Annotated in this window: 24 protein-coding genes; 15 read left to right on the top strand and 9 right to left on the bottom strand. The window is 61.4% G+C overall.

Annotated elements, in window-relative coordinates:
* Positions 1–298: 298 nt before the first annotated feature.
* Both GS429_RS07760 and GS429_RS07755 read left to right on the top strand, forming a co-directional pair.
* Complete coding sequence (locus tag GS429_RS07760; RefSeq protein WP_148859257.1) at positions 299–520, top strand: hypothetical protein; 222 nt, start codon at positions 299–301, stop codon at positions 518–520.
* A 194-nt stretch (positions 521–714) separates the two neighbouring features.
* On the top strand, positions 715–2,436 hold the full coding sequence (locus GS429_RS07755; protein WP_160064257.1) for a carbamoyltransferase family protein: 1,722 nt from the start codon (positions 715–717) through the stop codon (positions 2,434–2,436).
* 58 nt (positions 2,437–2,494) lie between these two features.
* On the opposite strand, the gene GS429_RS07750 is transcribed toward GS429_RS07755, so the two are convergent.
* Entirely contained in the window at positions 2,495–2,872 is a 378-nt protein-coding gene (locus tag GS429_RS07750) for a thioredoxin family protein (RefSeq protein ID WP_160064255.1), read from the bottom strand.
* Between the two features lie 103 nt (positions 2,873–2,975).
* On the opposite strand from GS429_RS07750, the gene GS429_RS07745 reads away from it, so the two are divergent.
* Positions 2,976–3,677, top strand: coding sequence for a DUF2270 domain-containing protein (locus GS429_RS07745; RefSeq protein WP_160064253.1), 702 nt, complete (start codon positions 2,976–2,978; stop codon positions 3,675–3,677).
* 7 nt (positions 3,678–3,684) lie between these two features.
* Here GS429_RS07745 and GS429_RS07740 read toward each other — a convergent pair whose 3' ends face one another.
* Together GS429_RS07740 and GS429_RS07735 are read right to left on the bottom strand one after the other, a co-directional pair.
* Positions 3,685–4,239, bottom strand: coding sequence for a hypothetical protein (locus GS429_RS07740; protein WP_425438195.1), 555 nt, complete (start codon positions 4,237–4,239; stop codon positions 3,685–3,687).
* On the bottom strand, positions 4,236–4,784 hold the full coding sequence (locus GS429_RS07735) for a hypothetical protein (protein ID WP_328821292.1): 549 nt from the start codon (positions 4,782–4,784) through the stop codon (positions 4,236–4,238). The genes GS429_RS07740 and GS429_RS07735 overlap by 4 nt, the downstream gene beginning before the upstream one ends.
* Before the next feature lie 239 nt (positions 4,785–5,023).
* On the opposite strand from GS429_RS07735, the gene GS429_RS07730 reads away from it, so the two are divergent.
* The 3 genes from GS429_RS07730 (at position 5,024) to GS429_RS07720 (ending at position 6,913) form a co-directional block, all read left to right on the top strand.
* Positions 5,024–5,755 (top strand): DsbA family protein, encoded by a 732-nt coding sequence (locus GS429_RS07730; RefSeq protein WP_160064251.1) that lies wholly within the window; start codon positions 5,024–5,026, stop codon positions 5,753–5,755.
* A 233-nt stretch (positions 5,756–5,988) separates the two neighbouring features.
* Entirely contained in the window at positions 5,989–6,474 is a 486-nt protein-coding gene (locus GS429_RS07725) for a PKD domain-containing protein (RefSeq protein ID WP_160064249.1), read from the top strand.
* 91 nt (positions 6,475–6,565) lie between these two features.
* A complete protein-coding gene (locus GS429_RS07720) occupies positions 6,566–6,913 on the top strand; it encodes a DsrE family protein (RefSeq protein WP_160064247.1) in 348 nt (115 codons plus the stop codon).
* A gap of 48 nt (positions 6,914–6,961) precedes the next feature.
* On the opposite strand, the gene GS429_RS07715 is transcribed toward GS429_RS07720, so the two are convergent.
* Positions 6,962–7,306 (bottom strand): SHOCT domain-containing protein, encoded by a 345-nt coding sequence (locus tag GS429_RS07715; protein ID WP_160064245.1) that lies wholly within the window; start codon positions 7,304–7,306, stop codon positions 6,962–6,964.
* A 97-nt stretch (positions 7,307–7,403) separates the two neighbouring features.
* Positions 7,404–8,240, bottom strand: coding sequence for a universal stress protein (locus GS429_RS07710; RefSeq protein ID WP_160064243.1), 837 nt, complete (start codon positions 8,238–8,240; stop codon positions 7,404–7,406).
* A 438-nt stretch (positions 8,241–8,678) separates the two neighbouring features.
* Here GS429_RS07710 and GS429_RS21785 point away from each other — a divergent pair, with 438 nt between their 5' ends.
* From GS429_RS21785 to GS429_RS07700, 3 genes are all read left to right on the top strand, one after another.
* Complete coding sequence (locus GS429_RS21785) at positions 8,679–8,828, top strand: DUF7512 family protein (RefSeq protein ID WP_201293980.1); 150 nt, start codon at positions 8,679–8,681, stop codon at positions 8,826–8,828.
* Positions 8,829–9,857, top strand: coding sequence for a sulfite exporter TauE/SafE family protein (locus tag GS429_RS07705; RefSeq protein WP_160064242.1), 1,029 nt, complete (start codon positions 8,829–8,831; stop codon positions 9,855–9,857).
* Positions 9,858–9,930: 73 nt separating this feature from the next.
* The gene (locus tag GS429_RS07700) at positions 9,931–11,784 is read left to right on the top strand and encodes a cation:proton antiporter domain-containing protein (protein WP_328821291.1); all 1,854 of its coding nucleotides are present in this window, start codon (positions 9,931–9,933) and stop codon (positions 11,782–11,784) included.
* Between the two features lie 141 nt (positions 11,785–11,925).
* Here GS429_RS07700 and GS429_RS07695 read toward each other — a convergent pair whose 3' ends face one another.
* Complete coding sequence (locus GS429_RS07695; protein WP_160064241.1) at positions 11,926–12,555, bottom strand: NAD(P)-dependent oxidoreductase; 630 nt, start codon at positions 12,553–12,555, stop codon at positions 11,926–11,928.
* 127 nt (positions 12,556–12,682) lie between these two features.
* Between GS429_RS07695 and GS429_RS07690 the strand changes: the two genes are divergently transcribed.
* The gene (locus tag GS429_RS07690; protein WP_328821290.1) at positions 12,683–13,108 is read left to right on the top strand and encodes a winged helix-turn-helix transcriptional regulator; all 426 of its coding nucleotides are present in this window, start codon (positions 12,683–12,685) and stop codon (positions 13,106–13,108) included.
* Between the two features lie 78 nt (positions 13,109–13,186).
* On the opposite strand, the gene GS429_RS07685 is transcribed toward GS429_RS07690, so the two are convergent.
* Positions 13,187–13,822, bottom strand: coding sequence for a vitamin K epoxide reductase family protein (locus GS429_RS07685; RefSeq protein ID WP_201293979.1), 636 nt, complete (start codon positions 13,820–13,822; stop codon positions 13,187–13,189).
* A gap of 668 nt (positions 13,823–14,490) precedes the next feature.
* Here GS429_RS07685 and GS429_RS07680 point away from each other — a divergent pair.
* The 3 genes from GS429_RS07680 (at position 14,491) to GS429_RS07670 (ending at position 16,605) form a co-directional block, all read left to right on the top strand.
* Positions 14,491–14,895 carry a helix-turn-helix domain-containing protein gene (locus GS429_RS07680; protein ID WP_160064240.1) on the top strand — a complete coding sequence of 135 codons (405 nt, stop codon included), beginning with the start codon at positions 14,491–14,493 and terminating at the stop codon, positions 14,893–14,895.
* Positions 14,896–15,205: 310 nt separating this feature from the next.
* Positions 15,206–15,565 carry a thioredoxin gene (trxA, locus tag GS429_RS07675; RefSeq protein ID WP_160064239.1) on the top strand — a complete coding sequence of 120 codons (360 nt, stop codon included), beginning with the start codon at positions 15,206–15,208 and terminating at the stop codon, positions 15,563–15,565.
* Entirely contained in the window at positions 15,562–16,605 is a 1,044-nt protein-coding gene (locus GS429_RS07670; RefSeq protein ID WP_160064238.1) for an NAD(P)/FAD-dependent oxidoreductase, read from the top strand. Before trxA ends, GS429_RS07670 begins: the two co-directional genes overlap by 4 nt.
* A gap of 44 nt (positions 16,606–16,649) precedes the next feature.
* Here GS429_RS07670 and GS429_RS07665 read toward each other — a convergent pair whose 3' ends face one another.
* Positions 16,650–17,108: a universal stress protein gene (locus GS429_RS07665; protein WP_160064237.1), complete on the bottom strand. Its 459-nt coding sequence runs from the start codon at positions 17,106–17,108 to the stop codon at positions 16,650–16,652.
* A gap of 252 nt (positions 17,109–17,360) precedes the next feature.
* Here GS429_RS07665 and GS429_RS07660 point away from each other — a divergent pair, with 252 nt between their 5' ends.
* Complete coding sequence (locus GS429_RS07660) at positions 17,361–17,786, top strand: universal stress protein (RefSeq protein WP_160064236.1); 426 nt, start codon at positions 17,361–17,363, stop codon at positions 17,784–17,786.
* 263 nt (positions 17,787–18,049) lie between these two features.
* Here the strand turns inward: GS429_RS07660 and GS429_RS07655 are convergent, their stop codons facing one another.
* On the bottom strand, positions 18,050–19,393 hold the full coding sequence (locus GS429_RS07655) for a M28 family peptidase (RefSeq protein ID WP_160064235.1): 1,344 nt from the start codon (positions 19,391–19,393) through the stop codon (positions 18,050–18,052).
* Between the two features lie 169 nt (positions 19,394–19,562).
* Here GS429_RS07655 and GS429_RS07650 point away from each other — a divergent pair, with 169 nt between their 5' ends.
* Complete coding sequence (locus tag GS429_RS07650; protein WP_160064233.1) at positions 19,563–19,997, top strand: hypothetical protein; 435 nt, start codon at positions 19,563–19,565, stop codon at positions 19,995–19,997.
* Positions 19,998–20,003 lie beyond the last annotated feature (6 nt).

Here is a 20,003-nt window from a genome sequence, read left to right as displayed (position 1 = left end):
CGGAGAACGGATTCGGCTCTGACTCGTCGGTAAATCACACTTCAGCGCCGGTTAGCTGAGACTGATTTGTGAGGTACTGATACTGTGTTATCGTTGGTACGTGTCTGGCCGACTTCATCGTCGTCATTGCGGGTCTTTTCGTCGGTTGGGTGGCGTTGTTTTACTGTCTCGGTAACGCCTCGTTCTGGGGATAATTGCGGAGGCCAACTCCCATATGATCTTTCACTGGACATTGCCACGACATTCGTTCGATTCGGCTCCACAATGTCTATCCGTATCATCCACATAGAGTGTCCACATGGATGCAAAGACTGCGTCACGACGGTCGCTATTCGGCCTTGCAGGCGCGGCGAGCCTCTGCTGTCTGGCGCTTGCTCCTGGCGCTGTTGGACTGGCAGGCGGTGGCGCTGCGGCTGGACTAGGCGCCGGTCTCGGACAGATCATCGTGACGGTGCTGACGCTGGGAGTCATCGGATTCGTCGTCCGCTGGCGAACCAGCTGTTCGGACTGCAAGCACTAGCGATCGATACCGCGGACCGTTCTCGTCGGTCACGTACACCGACTGCACTTGGTGGGTGCTCTCCCGTCACAAACCGCGCGTCGGCGCCGTCTCCGTCCTCAGGTATATAGCCAGCGTTTTGCTGGTCCAGCAAAACCCCCCTGGTGATTTACCTGTCGTTGCAGTTGCTCCGAATCGCGGATCTTTCAGGAACCATGACTACCTATCGACTCGCGTTCAAGCCCTCGATCGGACTCTACGGACAACACGATCCGAGCGCCGTGCTCTTCGAGGACCGAACACCCGTCTTCGGGGTCGAAGAGGAACGGTATACACGAACCAAACACGCGACTGAGACCTTCCCCGAGCGAGCGATCCAGGCCTGTCTCGACTACCGTAACCTCGAGCTCTCGGACCTCGAACGTATCTTGCTGCCCTACGACCCGAGCCTCCGTAGCGAACTCACCGGCCACTACGTTACAGATGCGCTTCGTGCCCCCGGACTGGGCCGAAAGCTCTCTGCGCTGGAGAATACGATCGTCAGTCAGGCTCGAGCTCGGTTCGTACCAACGCGACAGATCGAAAACCGCCTCGAATCGATCGGGTCGCCACTCCCACCGATCGAGACGATCTCTCACCACCGCTGTCACGCGGCGAGCGCGTTCCACCCGTCCGGCTTCGACAAGGCGGTCGTCCTCACCGTCGACGCGAAAGGCGAGTACGACTCGACGGTCGTCTGGCGTGGCGACGAGGACGGACTCACCCGTGTCCACACCTACGAGCATCCTAACAGCCTCGGGCTCTTTTTCGCGATCGTCACGGAGTACCTCGGCTATCGGATGTTCAACGGCGAGGGGAAGGTGATGGGGCTCGCACCCTACGGCGACGATAACCCGGCAATCGAACGCGCGCTGCGGGAACTGATCGACACCGGGGCCGACTACGACGTTACCGAACTGACGAAGAGGTGGGGCACCGGCCACGGCGTCGCCCTCCTTGAGGAGACCTTCGATCAGCCGCGCAACGAGACGCCGGGCGAGTTCGACCAGTGGGAGAAGGACCTCGCGCACACGGCACAGAAATTGCTCGAGGAGACTGTCGTCGACATCGCAGAGTCTGTGGTCGAGCAACTGGGGACGTCGAACGTGGCCCTCGCCGGCGGCGTCGCGCTCAACTGCAAACTGAACAAGCACGTTCGCGAGTCGCCGCTGGTCGAGGATGTCTTCGTCCAGCCGGTCGCCCACGACGCGGGGCTCGCACTCGGGGCGGGCTGGTCCCAGCAACGGCCGGCCGCAGTCGACCGACAGACGACCGTCTACCTCGGCCCCGAGTACGAGACCAGCGAGATCAGGGAGCTCCTCGAAACCAATAAGATCGCCTACACGGAACCGGGCGATCTCGAACGGTACGTCGCCGAACGGATCGCGGATGGCCAGCTCGTCGGCTGGTTTCAGGGTCGTATGGAGATGGGGCCGCGAGCGCTCGGTGCCCGGAGCATCCTCGCCGATCCGCGTACTGCAGAGTCACGGGATCGGGTCAACCGGTTCGTCAAACACCGCGAAGAGTGGCGACCGTTCGCGCCGTCGATGCTCGAGGACGCGGCCGCAGACTACCTGATAGACGGTGCCCCGGCGCCGTTCATGATCGACGCGTACGACGTCGACCCCGAACAGACCGACGATCTGGAGGCCGTCTTGCACCCGGCCGACGACTCGACGCGGCCCCAGACCGTCCGCGAAGACCAGCACCCGCGCTATCATCGTCTCATCTCCGAATTCGCCGATATAATCGGTGTGCCGGTCGTCCTCAACACCTCGTTCAACGACCACGCCGAACCGATCGTCCGAACGCCGACGCAGGCGCTCAAAGACTTCTACGGGATGGGACTCGACGTCCTCGCGATCGAGGACGTCGTCGTCGAGAAGACCGAGAGTTAACCCGTACTGATCTAGACTGTCCCAAACTGATCTTGCTCTCCGAGGCGGTCGTACCGGCCTATTCTTTAGTTCCAGCGTGCGTTTCGAGGACGTCGACGAGCGTGTCTGCGGATTGGAAGCCCTCGTCCAGTCGATCGACTTCCTCGCCGTCTTTTAAGACGACGAACGTCGGGACGCGTCGGACGGTGAACTCGTCAGCGAGGTCCGGAACGAGTCCGGCGTTTACCGTCACTACCGCACCGGGTGCGCTGCGCGCGACGACACTGAGTACCGGCTCCATAGACGCACAGATACCACACCCGGACGTGACGAACTCGAGGAGCACGAGGTCGTTGGCCTCGAGCAGGTCGTCGTACTCGGCCGCGTCGGTCAGCTGAATCGGCGTTTGCGGTGCGTTCTCTGCAACAGCAGTCGTTTTAGAGGCCGTATCAGTCATTGAGGCCCCTACGCGCCGAGAGTATTTTAGTATTGTGCAATATAAGAAAACTCATTCTGCCCACCGTTATTTTGCGTTGCTTACCGAAAGACGAGGAAGGCCGATGACTGACGACACCGATACTGACGGTACAGCGGCGGATCCCGGTCGCGAGATAGGACGGGACACGTCAGAGTTGAGTACGGTCTTCGGCGACGCCTATCGCGGAGAGTTGGATCGTGAAACGACCTGGCGATCCCGACTGGACCAGACGACGACGTGGAGCGTCACGATCATGGCTGCGATCCTCACGTGGGCGTTCTCGAGTCCCGACAACCCCCACTATATCATCCTCATCGGCGTGCTGGCCGTCGGCCTGTTTTGCTGGATCGAAGCTCGCCGGTACCGCGACTACGATGTCTACCGTTCTCGCGTTCGCCTCTTCCAGCAGGATCTCTTCGCGAACGCGTTCGATCCGTCATTGGAGGTCGAACACGACGATTGGCGAACCGAACTGGGGGAAGACTACCGATACCCGACGTACAAGATCACAATGTTCGAGGCCGTGTCGAATCGACTTCGACGCATCTACTTCGCGCTGTTGCTCGTCCTCGGTCTCGCGTGGCTCTTTCGCGTGACGGCGTTCGTCCCGGATGCCACTCTCCCCGCCGCCGCAGCAGTTGGAACACTCGCCGGATCTGTCGTTCTCGGTGTCGTCGGAGCGTTCTACGCAGCGTTACTCGTCGTAATGCTCTGGCCGCGCGAACGCGAGGCCAAAGGGGAGTTTCGCGAGGTCGAGGCTGGCGAGTGGAAGGACACGGATTGATCGCCGATCACGATTGGGGCGCACACGTCGGACACGACCGTCGGTGGCGAACGTAAATCAACCCCGCAAGTAGTGCGACCGAGACCGCTCCGAGCAGGGGACGCAGCGGATCGAAGTACGTCATGAGTGCGGACGATCCGAACAGCGCTAGAAGGACGGCGTTACAGATCGGACAGCTGACTGCCAAAAATCCACCGACTAAACCGCCGAACGCCAACCGATCTGTATCGGCTTCGTCGTTCTCACCGTGGCGATGATCGTGATTGAGGTCGGGGTCGTAATCGCTATGTTCGTCTCGGTCGGCTCCCTCGTCCTCGAGGTCTTCAACGGTGCGGACGTCAGTTGCCAGCCGTTGAGTGACGTAGACGCCAGCCAGAAGCGCAGTCAGGGTGAGAAACAGGTAATCGAAGCCCGTCCGCGGGACCATCCGAACGAAGAGCGGATTCGGGATGAGTTCAGTGACGAGTCCGAACAAGACGAACACACCTGCTGACGTAGCGGCCCCCCAGCTGATCGCGCGTCGGTTTGTGCCGAGTAATCGGTGGTGTCCGCTTCTCGTCACTGTGATCCCTCCAGTGAGACGACGCACTGTTCGGGATGGCCCGCTCGTCCGAGAAAGAACAGCAAGAGCGCGAGACCGCCGACCTGAAGGAGCGTGCCGTCAAACGGAAGCAGCGTCAGCCCGCCGGCGAACCCGAGGAAGGCGAGCAGACCTGCCCCACAGCTCGCACAACCGGACGCGACGAGTCCCGGGAGGACACCGGACACGCTCGTCGCACCCGAGAGGCCGACGAGCCGGAGCTGTGCGACGGCATTGACGACGGCGACGCCGGTCAGGAGCGCGTAGGTGACGATAATCCCGAGCCCCGTGGCGCCGTTGGTCAGGTAGACGGACTCCGTCAGCGAGACGAGGACGTAATCGAACCAGTGGAGTCCGTCGGCGAGCATCTGGAGCGCAAACTCCGGCATCGTACTCAGAATCAACAGGATGTAGGTACCGAACGTGACGAGGACGAAGCCAACCGTCCCGTACCAGGACTCGAACGGATACCGTATCGCGTTCGAAAGGTTCCGCCCGAACCTGCCGACCGACTCGTCCCAGTTCACAACTCCGTCACCCAGTTTGCAGCCAGATGTCTGCCGACGGATGTCACGGACGGGTGGTCGCCACTGGGTTTTGAGGACGGACGACTCACGACCTGTCTTCGAACTGTCTCGAGCGTGCTCGATACCACGAGTAGGTGTTTCGTCGCACGATGATCACAAAGGTGCTCCTCCGTTTTGCTGACTCGGCAAATCGGCGCGTCGGTTACGAGGAATCGATGTGAACCAGCAACCGAACACGAATGTCGCTCGATCAGACGACCCGGCGCGCCGTGCTCGCCGGTTCGACCCTCGCGCTCGGTGGCGGCGGTGTCTACTATCTCTCCCGCTCGGACGATACCGACGATGGTAGCTCCCTTTCGCCGACGATGCACGCGAGCGAAGAGACGTCAGCCCTCGGCGTCGACCTGGCGGGAAAGCCGATCATGGGCGATACGGACGCACCGATCGAGATCTACTACTGGACCGACTTCCAGTGTCCGATCTGCGAACAGTTCGAGCGGGAGACGCTCCCCGACCTCGTCTCGGAGTACGTCGAGTCGGGGGAGGTTCGTCTCGTCTTTATCGTGGTGCCCTTCTTCGGGGCGGATTCGATGACCGCTGCTGTCGCCTCGAAGTGCGTCTGGGAACAGGTCCGCGAGTCGGACCCGTCGACGTACTGGGACTGGCACGCTGCGGTCTTCGCGGAACAGGGCGAGCGCAATTCGGGGTGGGCCAGCGCCGACAGCCTCCTCGAGATCACCGACTCGGTTCCGGACGTCGACGCCGCCGAACTCGAGGCGTGTCTCGAGGACGAGCGCTCGGAGTTTGAAAAAACGGTCGAAGCCGACGCGGAACAGGCACGGGCGTTCGATATCCGCGGAACACCGACGTTCGTCGTTTTTGACCCGGAAACGGAGGCGGCCGGGACGCTAGTTGGCGCCCAGCCACTAGAGCGGTTCGCAGACGCACTCGAGCAGATACGAGAAACGTAGTGAGAACGCCACGGCTGACGTTCCGAACTGGCGTGCTACGGTTGTCGATTCTTGTGTTCCGATACTGCAGCGAAGGCACCCGCCGGAACCGTGTATGGGGGATCGGTTGTATCGCTGCTCCATCCAGTCGCTGTTTCTGATGTCCCCCACTGGGGAATTCCAGGTCGGTCTCCAATGACAGTCTCTCTAATGCCTAATAGCCGTTTATCAGGTCGTCTGGTGATAGATGTTGTATGGATAATGACCTGACACGTCGTATGGTCCTTGGAGCGAGTGGTGCAGTTAGTATGGCAGCACTGGCAGGGTGCGGAGGACCTGGAGAAGAAAACGATACGGACGAGGAGGAGCCGGACGGAGCGGAAAATGGCGAGGCCGACGACGAGTGGGAAGACATCGACGAGTTCTACTTCGAAGGCCGCATCGAGGCGTGGACTGGGCTGGAACCCGGTATCATCGACGGCGAGGACAATCCAACGATCACGCTCATCGAGGGGAACGAATACGATTTCACCTGGATCAACGCCGACGGCGTGACGCATAATCTAGAGATACGAGACGAGAATGACGAGATTATCGACGACTACCAAAGCGACGATGTCAGCGAAGAAGGCGAAGAAACGACCCTCGAGGGTGTAGTCGCCTCTGAAGAGATGTCGGTGTACATTTGTACGTACCACGAATCGACCCAGGTCGGAGATATAGAGGTTCAGACGGACTGACTGCTGAGATTCTCACGTGAACTCGTTTTACTCGCTTTCTCAATGGGGGAGGAAATAGTTTATACTATTGGGGATATAATACACATCTGTAATGCAGCAATCTGAACGATCAGTTGATAGTATCGGAATCGTTCTCGAGACTGCTGATCCCGAACGCGCCTGGAACGCGCTACGGTTCGGTATTACGGCAGTCGAGAACGGACACGACGTGTCAGTATTCCTGCTGGGAGAAGGCGTCGAGGCCGAGGAAATCACTGATGACCAGTTCGACGTTCGTGACCGAATGGAAGCGTTCGTCGATGCCGGTGGTGACTTGCAGGCGTGTGGGACGTGTCTCGAGATTCGCAACAACGAGGAAAGCGAGTACTGTCCGATGTCGACGATGGCCGACCTCCTCGAAATCGTGAGATCGGCTGATCGCGTGCTGACGATCGGTTAGTAAGTGCAGAGTGACATCCAGTATAGTGCTCAGGCCACTTTGTGCTACTCACTCGTCCCGCCGTAGTCGCTCACGTCGTTGCTTGAACTCTTCGTCCGAGATATCACCGCGGGCGTAGGCGAGTCGGAGCTCCTCGAGCGCCGGGTCGTCTTCGGCGCGAGTCGAGCGAGCGGCAGCCCTGTACACTAAGTAGCCAACAACCAGGAGCATCAGGAGGGGAACCCAGCTAACTAACCACATTCCCGGGCCAGTCCACGCGCCATCATTCCACATGTGCCCGCCACCCCACATCCCCATCATCGGCCAGGCGACAGCCATCAGGACCAGCGGGACGAGTATGACGAGCCCCGCGATGAACAATACCGTTCGGAGGAGCGTCGTGTCGTCGGCCATACGTGGCGATTCGACCGCCCTCATGATAAAGCCGGTCACAATTTCGACGCTATCACAATATCGCTACGGTTCGAGACGCGACGGGCTGGGAGGGCATTCAGGCCGGTGGGACGAGCATCACGTTCCCGTTCGCTCGAGCGACGAGATCCTCGGAGACGCTGCCCAGCAGCAGTCTCCGAAGCCGACTGTGACCGCGCGAGCCGACGAGGATCGTCGTCGGATCGACGGCGTCTTCGACGGCGAGAATTTCGTCGGCGGGATCGCCCTGTCGAACCTCGATTCGCGTCTCGATATCCCACGCCTCGAGCTGGTCGGCCAGCTCCGCTAGCCGTCCCTCGGGGTCCGTGTCTTCCGCGAGCCCCGGGTCCTTCGGAGTCTCGACGTGGACAAGGGTTGCTTCTTGAGTCGCGTGACGGAGATACGAGAACGTCTCGAACGCGCGTTCGGCGTTCTCGGAGAAGTCCGTCGCGTACAGCATGCGCTGGAAGAGGTGCTGTCTGACGACGGCCGGGTCGTCGGCCTCGCGTTCGATTCGGTTGACGAGCAGCGGGGTCTCCGTCGTTCTCGCGAGGTTGCGCGCCGTCGAGCCGATAACGCGGTTTTCGAGCGGGCTCTTCCCGCGCGAACCGACGACGGTGAGACTCGCGTCGATCGTCTCCGCAATACCCCGGATGCGTCGGTGGGGCGTCCCGCGGACGACGTGTACCTCGACGTCGAATCCCGCGTTCTCGATGACTCGTTGGTAGTTCCGGATCGCCTTCTTTCGGCGCTTCTCGAAGTCGATACCGGGCATTCCTCTGTGAACGTTCGAGGGGATGACCGTCACGAGATGCATCGCTTCGATCCCGATCCGGCCGAGACACTCGAGACAGGTCTCGTTCTCGATGGTCGCCTCGCTGGCGGCCGAGAGGTCAGTGGCGAGTACCGCTTTCATACCGGCTGTAGGTGCTGACGGTATAATATTGTTTGGGTGTCCCAATACCAGGGCGGTTCGATCGGCAACGGGAAATTATTGAAGGTAATTTCATAGGGATTTGACGCGGCCGTCCGGACGCTTTCGCCGAACCCGGTCGTTCGCTCGAACACCAAGTTCGCTCCCACGCTCTCGGGCCGCGAGAGCCACAGTCTGCGCGACGCCTATCGTGCGGCAATGATAACGCGGACGACACGAAGTGTGGGTACGAATCGGCCGATCGACGAACTACGTGTATTCCCATAACGTACACAGATATCTCCGTTGGATAGCCGTCGCATACTCTATAGTAATATTGTGCGCTAGTCCCAAAAGCGTTATACCGACTCTCCGGATAGAGAGTAATGAGTAGAAATCCATGATCCGCACACTATCGAACGAAAACGGGGGTCCAAACGAATGATCGAATCTGCAGCTCTCTCCCCGCTGGTACAGGCGACGATCCTCGTGGGCGTCATCCTCGTCCAGGCGGTTGCCCTGTACGTCGGCTACGGCGCCCTCGAGCGAGTCGCAACGCCACTGATCGACACGATCACGGACGCACGATAGATGGAGCTATTCGGGCTCAGCCTGGCGCTGTTGGCGCTGTTCGTGAGCTTCGGTTTCATGGTCGGGGTGCTGTTCGGCTTCTTCGGGATGGGCGGTTCCTTCCTGATCACGCCGACGCTGTTGCTCCTCGACTATCCTGCCTCGGTCGCGATCGGCAGCGGGCTGGCGTTTTACTTCGGAACGTCCGTTATCGCTGTCTTGAAACACTACGACGTCGGCCAGGTCGACTACAAACTCGGCGCGATCCTGTTCGTCGTCCTCTCGATCGGGATCGAAATCGGGAGTCGGCTCGTGTTCGGCCTCGAGGCGCTCGGCATCGCCAACCTCGTCACGGGCGTTGCCTACGTCGTCCTGCTGGCTGGAATCGGCGCGCTGTTCCTGCGTCGTGCGTACAACCTCGAGGACGATGACGACGATGGTGATGACGACGCCAACGACGACGAGATTCCGGCGGTCGGCCAGAAGATCCAGTCGTACAGTGTGCCGCCGATGATCAACCTCACCTCCGGCGGCCGAGCATCGCTGTGGACGATCGGCGGTGCCGGCGGAAGCGTCGGCCTCGTCTCCGGGCTGATCGGCGTTGGCGGCGGGTTCATCCGTATGCCCGCGATCTACTACCTGATCGGGACGCCGCTGACGGCCGCCGTCGGAACCAGTCTGTTCGCCGGACTGTTTTCGGGCGCGTTCGGGACCTTTACCTACGGCATGTCCGGCAGCGTCGACCTCACGGTCGTCTCCCTGCTGCTCGTCGGGAGTGCCCTCGGCGCGCGGATCGGCTCGGCGGCGACCACGATGGTCGAAGAGGACGACGTGATCGTCTACTTCGGACTCATGATGGTGCTAGCCAGCGCCGGCATCGCGCTTTCCGAACTCGCGAACTGGCTGGGTACGGGCGCACTCGACCTGGTGAGTGTGTTCCTGCTCGTGGGGTCGTCGTTCTTCGTCGCGTCGATGATCCTCTACAAGGTCGTCCAATCGATCGGTGCGAGCGAGTCGAACACACGCGGGACTCCCGACGGTGGCGACTAATGTCGTCGGTTAACTGCCCGCACGAGGCCGGGACGCGCGTTTCCACGCTCGGCCCGATTGCGCGTAACCGCCCGTGAACCTCGTCGCTATCGTCGCGCTCGTGCTCGCACTCGGCGTCGCCTCTCGCGTCCTCGCTGACCGCCTTCGGATCCCGAGCGTCCTCTTCCTGATCCTCGCGGGGATTGCGATCGGTCCCGAGGTGCTCGGGGTCGTCTCTCGGGAAACGTTCGGCGGCGGACTCTCGGCGATGGTCGGTGTCAGCGTCGCGATAATCCTCTTCGAGGGCGGCTACCACCTCCGCCGCGAGAAGCTCCGCGAGAGCCCCGCGGCGCTGACTCGCCTCGTCACCGTCGGTGCAGCGATCACCTGGCTCGGGACGGCTGCGGCAGTCGTCGTCTTCCTCGAGACCAGTCTCGAAGTCGGACTGTTGGTCGGCGCGCTGTTGATCGCGACCGGCCCGACCGTGATCGGCCCAATTCTGCAGGTCGTCACCGTCCGGGACCACGTCGCCGCCGTCCTCGAGGGAGAGGGCGTGATCAACGACGTCACGGCGGCGATCCTTGTGGTCGTCGTCTTCGAGGTGCTGGTCGCCGGGGACGGGACGCCAGCCGCGCTCGTCGGCAACTTCGCCGTGCGACTGTTCGTCGGGTTGGCGATCGGCGCGATCGTCGCCGCCGCCGTGTGGCTGTTGCTCGACCGCGGACGGTCCAGACCCTGTGCGGCGCCGCTGCACGCGCGCCTGATCGTCCTCGCCGGAATCGTCGTCGCCTACGCCGGCGCCGAGACCGTCGCCAGCGAGACGGGTATCGCCGCTGCCGCGATGGCCGGCTTCGTCCTCGGCAACGTCGATCTTCCCTACCACGAGGACGTCATCGACTTCCTCGACGATCTCTCGGTCGTCGTCCTCTCCTTTGTCTTCGTCGCGTTGGCGGCGCTGATCGACTTCGGAGACATCCTTTCGCTCGGTCTTGCCGGAATCGCCATCGTCGTCGCGATCACGCTGGTGCTCCGGCCGGCCGTCATCTACCTCTCGACGACCAGCGAGCGGTTCACTCGCAACGAGCGACTCTTCCTGAGCGCCGTCGGTCCGCGCGGGATCATCCCCGCGAGCGTCGCGACGCTGTTTGCCGTCGAGTTGCAGGCGCTCGGCCGCTCTCAGGAAGCCCAACTGCTCGCCGGCACCGTCTTCCTCATCATCTTCGCGACGGTCGTCCTGCAGGCCGGCCTCGCACGACAGATCGCGAATACGCTTCAGGTATCACCAATGCGCACGATAATCGTCGGCGGGGGACGAGTCGGCCTCTCCCTCGCGGAACGGCTCGAACGGGACGGAGAGAACGTACTGTTGATCGACAACGACCCCGACGCGGTCGAAACGGCCCAGAAGCGCGGGTTACGCGCGCTCGAGGGCGACGGCACCGACGCCGACGTCCTCGAGCGGGCCGGCGCGGCCGACGCGAAGACGGTCATCGCAACCGCGCCCGACGACGACGTCAATTTGCTGGCCTGTCAGCTCGCCAAGACGACGTTCGACGTAGAACGGGTCGCCTCGCGTGTCAACCAACCCGACAACGTCGACGCGTTCGAGTCGCTGGGCGTCCGCGCGATCGACCTCTCGATGGCGACCGCGTGGTCGCTCGAGAACGTCTTAGAGCGGCCGTCGCTGTCGGCGTGGATGAACGAACTCGGCCGCACCGGCGACGTCCAGGAGATCGAGGTGACGGCGGCGGATCTCGTCGGGAAGACGATCGCCGAACTCAACGCCGAGATACCCGACGGCGTCATCGTCGGCCTGCTCACTCACCGAGACAGTTCGACCGAAGTCCCGACGGGCGACCACGAACTCCGCGACGGCGACCGCGTGACCTTTCTCGGGCAGACCGACGCCGTCGACCGCGCCGTCAAGCGGTTCCACCCGCACGACTGATCCTCGCCGTTTGTCGCCCGCTATTTCGGTATGATAACCGAACGCCGGAAGAAGAACTGGCTCGTGAGAGATTGCTCGAGACCCTTCATCAGCGGTCGAGGCGGATGCCCCGACCCTTGAGGTCGGGGTTGTTGACAGGTCCTACACGGCGCCGACTTTCGGCATCTCTTCGCCGTAATCGTTCTTTTCGAGTCGGTCGAGGAGACAGGTAGCGACATCGCCGCGATCGACTGCGTCGAAGCCCAGTTTGAGGTCGCCGATTCGGTAATCGCCCTCCGGGTTGCCTTCACCGAGTCGTGGGGCCCGAAGGATCGTCCACTCGAGCTGTGACGCACGCACCCGGCGAGCGTGTTCGGCAGCATCTTCGAGTACGTCGCGGGCGAGCAGTTTCAGGAGCGCACCCATTATTTTCCCGCCGAGGGACACCGATTCGCCCTCTTCGCGGACCCCGGCTCCGACGAGCGTCACGAACCGAGTCACGTTGGCGTCTTCCATCGCCTCGATGATGTGGTCGCCAGCAACCGTGAGCAGGTCGTCGGGTGATCCGTCACCGTGACCCAAAACGCTCACGACTGCGTCGGCGCCCTCGACGGCTTCGGCGACACCGTCTCCGGTGTATACATCGCCTTCGACAATGGTCAACTGCTCATCCTCAAACGGAAGTTTCTCCGGCGATCGCGTGTGGGCAACGACTTCGTAATTCCTGGCGAGCGCCTGTTCGCATAGTGGAATCCCTGTCCGGCCGGTCGCGCCGAAGACGGTGATTTGCATACACCTAGTAGAGCGACCAACGTATTATACTTCCAACTTCGAACCTTCGAAGTGGAGGGGTGATACGCCATGGATATCCAAAGGTTCGAATAACAAAGTTAAGGCGGTACGCGTAGTCGTTCCAGACGTGACACGGAACGAAGAGTCGTCTCGGCTGGGTTCGGGATTATCCGCCGGAGAGGCACGTGATCTGCGTGAATCGCTATCGCCAGAGCAACGACAGCAGGTCGAGACAACGGTCGAAGAGCTACTATCGCTGCTCGGGAGCGCCCATGCGATCGCGGTTCTGTCGGAGTTCGCGTTTGCCGATGGCCCACTACGGTTTTCTGAACTGGAATCCTCGCTCGATATCGCTGCGAATACGCTCTCTGTCCGATTACGGGAATTGACTAACGCGGGGTTGCTCGTCCGCGAAGAGTATAACGAAGTTCCACCACGTGTCGAGTACGAACCGACGGCAAAAGCTGAGCAATTGTTTCCCGCCTTCGGTCACTTCCACGTCTGGGCGATCGATCACGAACTTGATGGCGTAGACACGGACTTGTCGCGGTGACCACCGGCGAACGAGGATGGACTGGTGTGCTATATTTTGTTTCGTAGAATCGCTAGCCGAGGCTTGATGTCGGTGTGATCAGGCGAACGGAACGACGTCCGGCAGCGGGAGCAACGGAATCATAAACAGGGCCGCGAGCGTGACCAACCCCACGAGAACCGGGAAGAGGACGACTGCGTAGTTCGTCTCCCCGAAGACGCGACCGAGGTCACTTCCCATGCTGGACAGCGACGGCGTCGTGCTCTGCCGGAGGATTACTAACTCGAGGCCGAACAGGACGACCGTTGCTGCTGCGGACATCATACAGAACGGACAGATCTCACCGATGACGCCCAGTTGCAGGTAGACGAAGTACGCCGAGAACGCGACGCCGCTGGCGGTGATCGGCGTGAGAATCTTGATGAGCAGCGGGTGTCGGGTGTCGAACCACCAGAGCGCGAGTCCGATCGTCGTCAGGTAGTAAAACCCGCCGAGTGTCGCGAGCGGGATTCCGAAGACGTACGCCCACGGGCTGGTGATGACCTCGATACTTCCCTGTACCGGTGCATCGGCTGGTATTGCGGGGACTGCGAATATGTGGATCGCTGTGAGAGCGACCGTTATCATCCACCCGAGAACTGCGACGACCGTAAAGAGGCCGAAAAGCGTCGTTACACGTGGAGAATACTCCCACTCGTAATCGAACGCCATCGACCTCGGTGTTTCGGTTGACATACAATACTGGGTTGACGGCGGTAGTACAAAAGTATTGTGCAACCAGTCCATTTCTATACACTGACGGTGAGCCGTAACATCGAGATTTGCGCTCGAGAACCACCGAAGACCCATACGAGTGGCAATATGGAACGTTTGGACGACCGCTGGACGGAGTCTTATTGCCCTATTTTGGACTCTCTCTGCAACATACTGAGGTAGTTGCCGCCGCCGGACTCGTATCGTCCAACTCCATCGCGTGTGGCCTCGGGACGAAACTGCCGGACTCGGTATTCGTTGCTATGACAGATGGTACGGGCGTGCTCACGCTCACCACCGCCGTTCGGGTACCCGTGCAGACGCAGATGAACGATTCTCTGTGGGGTAGGTATCACGCTGCCGGGCACAAGTCCTGTTCAGTCTTCGGATGGCGGCTTCCCTTTGATCGGAACGTCGCGGTACGCTCGAGTCGTGGATGGGTGACTGCCGGAGTGTCGAAACGGCCAGGGGGACTGAAATGGCGTTCACTGCGGGTGAGAACTGATTCGAGACCGGATCCACGGGTCCACCCTGCACGACGAGTTGAGGTCACAATTACGGTTTCCGACGGCTGAACCGGCTGCAGACCGAACTTGCGCAATATTCACACAACTCTTATACTGCCGCGGTTCGTACCTCGAGTTAAGATAATGGCTGACTCAATGGCGGAACAACTCCAGCAGGATATGGAATGTGAAGGCTTACTGGAGTGTATCCACGGTCTCAAGCAACTCGACAAGGACTGCTTCCGCGCGATGGTCGAAAGCGAAGAACCGCTGACGATCGATGAGGTCGCCGACCGGGTCGACCGCGAGCGCTCGACGGCCTACCGGTCGATCCAGCGACTGCTCCAGAGCGGGTTCATTCAGAAGGAGCAGATCAACTACGATCAGGGCGGCTACTACCACGTCTACTCCCCGACGGATCCGGATCAGATCGCAGACGACATGCAGCGGATGCTGAACGACTGGTACGCGAAGATGGGACAGCTTATCCAGGAGTTCGAGGACAAGTACGAACACGTCGACGACGGTCCGACACCGGTCGAAGGCTAACGAACGACGGCGATCTGCCTCCGGACCAGACCGGAACTCCGGTAGGTTTTGGCTTGCGTTCTCTGTTTCTCTTCCCTATTGTTTTGCATTGTTACCACAACAGTACTATCCCACTCTGATTGAGTCAAGTAGCATCGACACAGCACCGAGACCGTCGTCTGAGCCGAAAAACTCGCAAATAGGCCGTGAATTCGCTATAGTTGGTGGTCGCTAATACTCACATTGTCAGTGAAAGGAGATCCGCTACCTGAGTCAATATTGTACACTACTCACAAAATCCTTAAATACCTCTGGGCCGTAGGAGAACGTGATGGCAACTGATGCACGCGGCGACGCTTCGGGAGGATCGATCGACGAACCGGTCTCCATTGAGAGCGAAGCCCACCTCGAGGACGTTACATCGAAGCACGACGTCGTTCTCGTGGACTTCTACGCTGACTGGTGTGGCCCCTGCCAGATGCTCGAGCCGGTCCTCGACGGACTGGCGGCCGAAACCGAGGCCGTGATCGCGAAAGTCGACGTCGACGAACACCAGCAACTCGCGGGATCGTACGGCGTACGTGGCGTTCCGACGCTCGTCCTGTATGCGGACGGCAACCAGGCCGAACAGCACACCGGCGCGCTGCCGGCGGACCGACTCCGAGACCTGATCGAGGGGTACACCGAATGAGCGCGGGCGACACTGCGACCGAACTCGTCCGCGACGTAATCATCGTCGGCTCCGGCGTCGCGGGTCTCTCGGCGGCCGTCTACGCCGCGCGAGCCGATCTCGAGCCGCTGGTGCTCGAGGGACCCGAACCGGGCGGTCAGCTGACGTTGACGACCGACGTCGAGAACTACCTCGGCTTCCCCGACGGCGTCGGCGGGATGGAGTTAATCCAGAACGGCAAAGAGCAAGCGACGGCGTTCGGCGCCGAATTCACGCACGGGACCGTCGAGGACGTCGCACTCGAGAGTCGTCCGCTCGAACTCGAACTTTCGGACGGCACGACGCTGCGAACGCGTGCGCTGATCGTCGCGAGCGGCGCGAGCGCTCGCTGGGTCGGTGCCGACGGCGAGGACGAACTCATGGGCTACGGGCTCTCGACATGTGCGACCTGTGACGGCGCGTTCCACCGCGGCGACGACGTCCTCGTCATCGGCGGCGGCGACAGCGCGATGGAAGAGGCGCTCTTCCTCGCGAAATTCGCCGACAGCGTGACGGTAGTTCACCGACGCGAAGACCTTCGAGCCTCCGAAATTATGGCCGATCGCGCCCGCACCCACGAGGCTATCGAGTTCCGCTGGAATACGGAACTCGAGGGGATCCACGGCTCACGAGAGACGGGTGTCACCGGTGCCACGCTCGTCTCGCATCCGGACGGCTACCCCGCAAACCGGGCCGCGAACGGGGCCGATGTCGAACGAGAGACGATCGAGATCGGCGGCGTCTTCTACGGAATCGGGCACACGCCGAATACCGAGTTCCTCGAGGGAACCACCGTCGAACGCGACGAGAGCGGGTATCTCTTCACCCGATCGGACGACGCCGGTCGAGCGACGACGGAAACGGCGGTCGAGGGCGTGTTCGCTGCCGGAGACGTCGCGGACCCAAACTATCGGCAGGCGGTTACCGCCGCCGGGACCGGCAGCATGGCGGCGCTCGACGCCGAAGCGTTCCTCGAAACGCTCGAGCACGCGAACCCGGTTGCATCCGAACTCTCGGCGTAGTCGCTGCTGGGGGCTCCCGTCCGAGCCATCAGCCGAATCCCGAATCAGGTATCCGTCTCCTCGACGGGCGTTTTGATGATCGTTACCGGCCGTTCGGACTGACGCGCGACGCGTTCGGCGACGCTTCCGAGCATTCGTCGGTACTCGCCTGACCGGTTCTTCGACCCGACCACCGTGAGTCCGATATCGGCTTCGTCGCCGTACGCAAGAATCTCTTCGTGTGGGACGCCGTGGCGAATTTCACTCACCGTCTCGAGGTCGGCAGCAGCCGCCCGATCGGTAATTTCCTCGACCGCATCGCGACCGGCCTGTTCGAGCGCGTTCTCGAGGCCTTCGAACTCGTGGACGTACTCGTCGCCGGGATAGGAACTGTACGCGTCTGCGTCGACGACGTACAGCACGTGCAGATCCGCGTCGTACCGTTCGGCGGCGTCGATAGCGTGTTCGATGGCTCGGTCGACACCGGGGCTCATGTCCGTCGGGAGTAGAATACTGTCGTACATCGATCGTCTCTTCCCGATACGAGGGAATAAAACTGAGGTACCGTTCCTCCTGTTGTGGCGTTTCCCCCGGCGTTTAACTGCACCCCGCTTAGTCACCCGCTGTAACTCGGGCGTGTGCTCGGCGGGCGAAGTATCGACACATCGGACCTGCCACGGAGTCATCGCCGCTGGCTGACCCCGTTGTTCAATTCACGTTTCATTCTGCCTCCCATATGTGAATATATTATATCGAAAGCACGCATAGGGGCACACATGAGCGAGCAAATCCTTGTCCCGTACGACGGCTCGCCACCGTCGGAAAAGGCGCTCGAGTACGCGTTCGAACAATTCTCTGAGGCCGACATTACCGCCCTGTACGTCGTTCCGATTCCGGAGGGATACTGGGCGGCGTTCGAAGACCCGGAAAACAGGATTCCCGGCGCGAAGGAAGCCGATGAACACGGACAGACCATCCTCGATGAAGCGACAGCCGTAGCCGAAGAACGCGGCCGTAATCTGGAGACCGAAATCGATACCGGGACGCCGGACCACCGTATCGTCGAGCGAGCGGAGAACGAAGCATACGACACGATTGTTATCGGCAGCCACGGCCGCGAGGGTGTCTCGCGGATGCTTCTCGGTAGCGTTGCAGAGAACGTCGTCCGTCGGGCGCCGGTTCCGGTCATCGTCGTCCGATAATCGGGCCCCACCGAGCGTTGCTAGCCGTGGGTGTCCCCGCGGATCAACTGGCGACGAACTCGACGCACTTCGGCCCGAAAGATGTCGCTTCCCCGGCCTCCAACGATGGTAGCCGCCGACTGTCGTCGATCGCAGACACACTGGTCACAGACAGCTACCAACTATCGTGACGCTGGTGTTAGCTGTCGCTGCTTTCCGTTTCGAAGACAGAGTGGTTCCGGAGATACGGACCGAGAACAAACGGAACTGAGGCCGAGATGATCCTACTCGTCGTAGGGCCACCGGCCGCCGATCTTCAACTCCTGGACGTAGCCGTCGTCGATCATCTCCCTGGTCTCCGCTCGAGAACGGGGCGCAAACTCCCGGTCGTCTTCGGCGGCGGTAAACGCCGCCGAGCCGATGAGCGCGGACAGCTCACGGAGGTCTCGGACGTCGAGTTTGTCCAGCGTGTCGGCGTGGGTGTGCCCCCAGCCTCGGCCGCTGGATTCGGACGTCGACGACGTCATCGACGCCGGAACTCCTTCCTGGACAAACGCCCACTGATCGCCGTGGGGGCTGATGGTGTCGTCCGTCACCAGCGGAACGTCGAACTCGTCGGTAATTTCCTCGAACAAATTCCGTAGACCGTCGAACTCGTTGGCGTTGACGCGGAGCGTTCGAGAGTTGCCGGCGCCGTCGATGTTGATGACGCACTTGACGTTCGACAGGTCCTGGGTCGCCACCGAATGGGCGGCACCTTGCAATCCGATCTCTTCCGACCCGAACGGAACGAACCGCACGCGGGTCTCGAGATCGTCCTCGACCCGTTTGAGCAGCCGCGCGATCTCGCAGACCAGAGCGGTACCCGCACCGTTATCGTTGGCTCCCTCGGCGATGTCGTGGGCGTCGAGGTGAGCGGTCACCATCACGACGTCGTCGGTGTCCGGTCCGGCCTCGCCGATGACGTTCACCGATTCGGTGCGCTCGTTGCGGGCGTCCACGTCGAGTTCGACCCGGAGCGAGCCGTCCGAAGCGTGTCGCAGTAGCCGATCTCCGACCTCCTTCGAGACGCCTACCGCCGGGATGGGACCGGGGCGGTTATCGTAGCCGATTTCGCCGGTCGCCGGCAAACAGCCCGCGACGTGATTGCGGAAGACGAAGCCGACCGCGCCGCCGTCGACCGCGCTGACGTACTTTTCCATCCGGTGGAGTCTGCGCTCGTGGTCGTCGGGCGTCTCGCTCGAGGCCATCGCGATGTTTCCCTCGAGGTCCGCCTCCGCAAAGTCTGCCGGGCGACCGTAGCCGACGTCGACGAGCTCCGCCTCGACGGTCTCACTCGGCGTGCCCGGGAGACCGATCACCTGGTAGTCGGCCGCGAAGGTGTCCTCGTGGACGCCGCTGGTGGACAACGCGGCGTCGCCGCGCCACCAGCCGTCGATCTCGAACTCGTCGATATGGACGTTCTGCAGGCCGATCTCGCTGAAGGCCTTTCGGACGCGTTCGGCGCCCTGCCGTTCGCCCTCCTGGCCCGCCATCCGGTTACCGATGTCGACCAGATCCTCGAGAAGTTCCCAGTGGTAGGTGCTCGTGTACGCGTCACCGACGACGTCGTTCGGCAGTTTGGTCATGGACGGAAGGGAGTGTGACCGTGCAAAGAAGTTGTGGAATGCGGCCACTCGTTCCAGTCGTTCCCGGCGTTCGTGTGGATTCTCTCGCGCTCGAGCGTTCACCACGGCCGGGTTTGTGGGCTGAGAGCCGCCCCATCACTTACCTGTGTGGCGACCTGCCGGTACAGTAATGCGATCAGCAGAGTTCCAGCACTCCCAGCCGGACGGTCACGAGGGGCATTCGCCGGTCAACTGTGACGAGTGTCAGTCCGCTCTGCAGTCCGAGAGCCGGCAGTCTCTTTCGTTTCTCCTTCTGGATCAGCTTACGATTCCCGCGATCGGCTGTGACGAACACCTCGAGGAGTTCAGATCGGTCTGCGGGTTGACGACCGAAGACGCGGCGGAGCTCCTGGATCACCGGCCGGCCGGCGGGATCAGTTGTCCCAGCTGTCGCCTCGCGCCGTACAATTCGGCCCATCCCATGATACCGATCCAGAACGGGGCGACCGTCGTTCTGGCCTGTCCGGAACATCAATCCGAGATCGTTCAGCGGTACCACACCGGACTCCAGACGCAGACGTATCTGACAACTGGGTTCGGTACACACACGAACTCGTCCTTATAACGCCGT

Source organism: Natronorubrum halalkaliphilum (genome assembly GCF_009834785.1).
GTDB classification, from domain to species: Archaea; Halobacteriota; Halobacteria; order Halobacteriales; family Natrialbaceae; genus Natronorubrum; species Natronorubrum halalkaliphilum.
The sequence above is the reverse complement of the archived record's forward strand: the minus strand, read 5'-3'. Positions and strand labels throughout refer to the sequence as shown.

Coding starts and splice junctions, on each gene's coding strand:
- GS429_RS07760 (WP_148859257.1), top strand. CDS start 299: ATGGATGCAAAGACTGCGTCACGACGGTCGCTATTCGGCCTTGCAGGC.
- GS429_RS07755 (WP_160064257.1), top strand. CDS start 715: ATGACTACCTATCGACTCGCGTTCAAGCCCTCGATCGGACTCTACGGA.
- GS429_RS07750 (WP_160064255.1), bottom strand. CDS start 2,872: ATGACTGATACGGCCTCTAAAACGACTGCTGTTGCAGAGAACGCACCG.
- GS429_RS07745 (WP_160064253.1), top strand. CDS start 2,976: ATGACTGACGACACCGATACTGACGGTACAGCGGCGGATCCCGGTCGC.
- GS429_RS07730 (WP_160064251.1), top strand. CDS start 5,024: ATGTCGCTCGATCAGACGACCCGGCGCGCCGTGCTCGCCGGTTCGACC.
- GS429_RS07725 (WP_160064249.1), top strand. CDS start 5,989: ATGGATAATGACCTGACACGTCGTATGGTCCTTGGAGCGAGTGGTGCA.
- GS429_RS07720 (WP_160064247.1), top strand. CDS start 6,566: ATGCAGCAATCTGAACGATCAGTTGATAGTATCGGAATCGTTCTCGAG.
- GS429_RS07715 (WP_160064245.1), bottom strand. CDS start 7,306: ATGGCCGACGACACGACGCTCCTCCGAACGGTATTGTTCATCGCGGGG.
- GS429_RS07710 (WP_160064243.1), bottom strand. CDS start 8,240: ATGAAAGCGGTACTCGCCACTGACCTCTCGGCCGCCAGCGAGGCGACC.
- GS429_RS21785 (WP_201293980.1), top strand. CDS start 8,679: ATGATCGAATCTGCAGCTCTCTCCCCGCTGGTACAGGCGACGATCCTC.
- GS429_RS07705 (WP_160064242.1), top strand. CDS start 8,829: ATGGAGCTATTCGGGCTCAGCCTGGCGCTGTTGGCGCTGTTCGTGAGC.
- GS429_RS07695 (WP_160064241.1), bottom strand. CDS start 12,555: ATGCAAATCACCGTCTTCGGCGCGACCGGCCGGACAGGGATTCCACTA.
- GS429_RS07685 (WP_201293979.1), bottom strand. CDS start 13,822: ATGTCAACCGAAACACCGAGGTCGATGGCGTTCGATTACGAGTGGGAG.
- GS429_RS07680 (WP_160064240.1), top strand. CDS start 14,491: ATGGCTGACTCAATGGCGGAACAACTCCAGCAGGATATGGAATGTGAA.
- trxA (WP_160064239.1), top strand. CDS start 15,206: ATGGCAACTGATGCACGCGGCGACGCTTCGGGAGGATCGATCGACGAA.
- GS429_RS07670 (WP_160064238.1), top strand. CDS start 15,562: ATGAGCGCGGGCGACACTGCGACCGAACTCGTCCGCGACGTAATCATC.
- GS429_RS07665 (WP_160064237.1), bottom strand. CDS start 17,108: ATGTACGACAGTATTCTACTCCCGACGGACATGAGCCCCGGTGTCGAC.
- GS429_RS07660 (WP_160064236.1), top strand. CDS start 17,361: ATGAGCGAGCAAATCCTTGTCCCGTACGACGGCTCGCCACCGTCGGAA.
- GS429_RS07655 (WP_160064235.1), bottom strand. CDS start 19,393: ATGACCAAACTGCCGAACGACGTCGTCGGTGACGCGTACACGAGCACC.
- GS429_RS07650 (WP_160064233.1), top strand. CDS start 19,563: ATGCGATCAGCAGAGTTCCAGCACTCCCAGCCGGACGGTCACGAGGGG.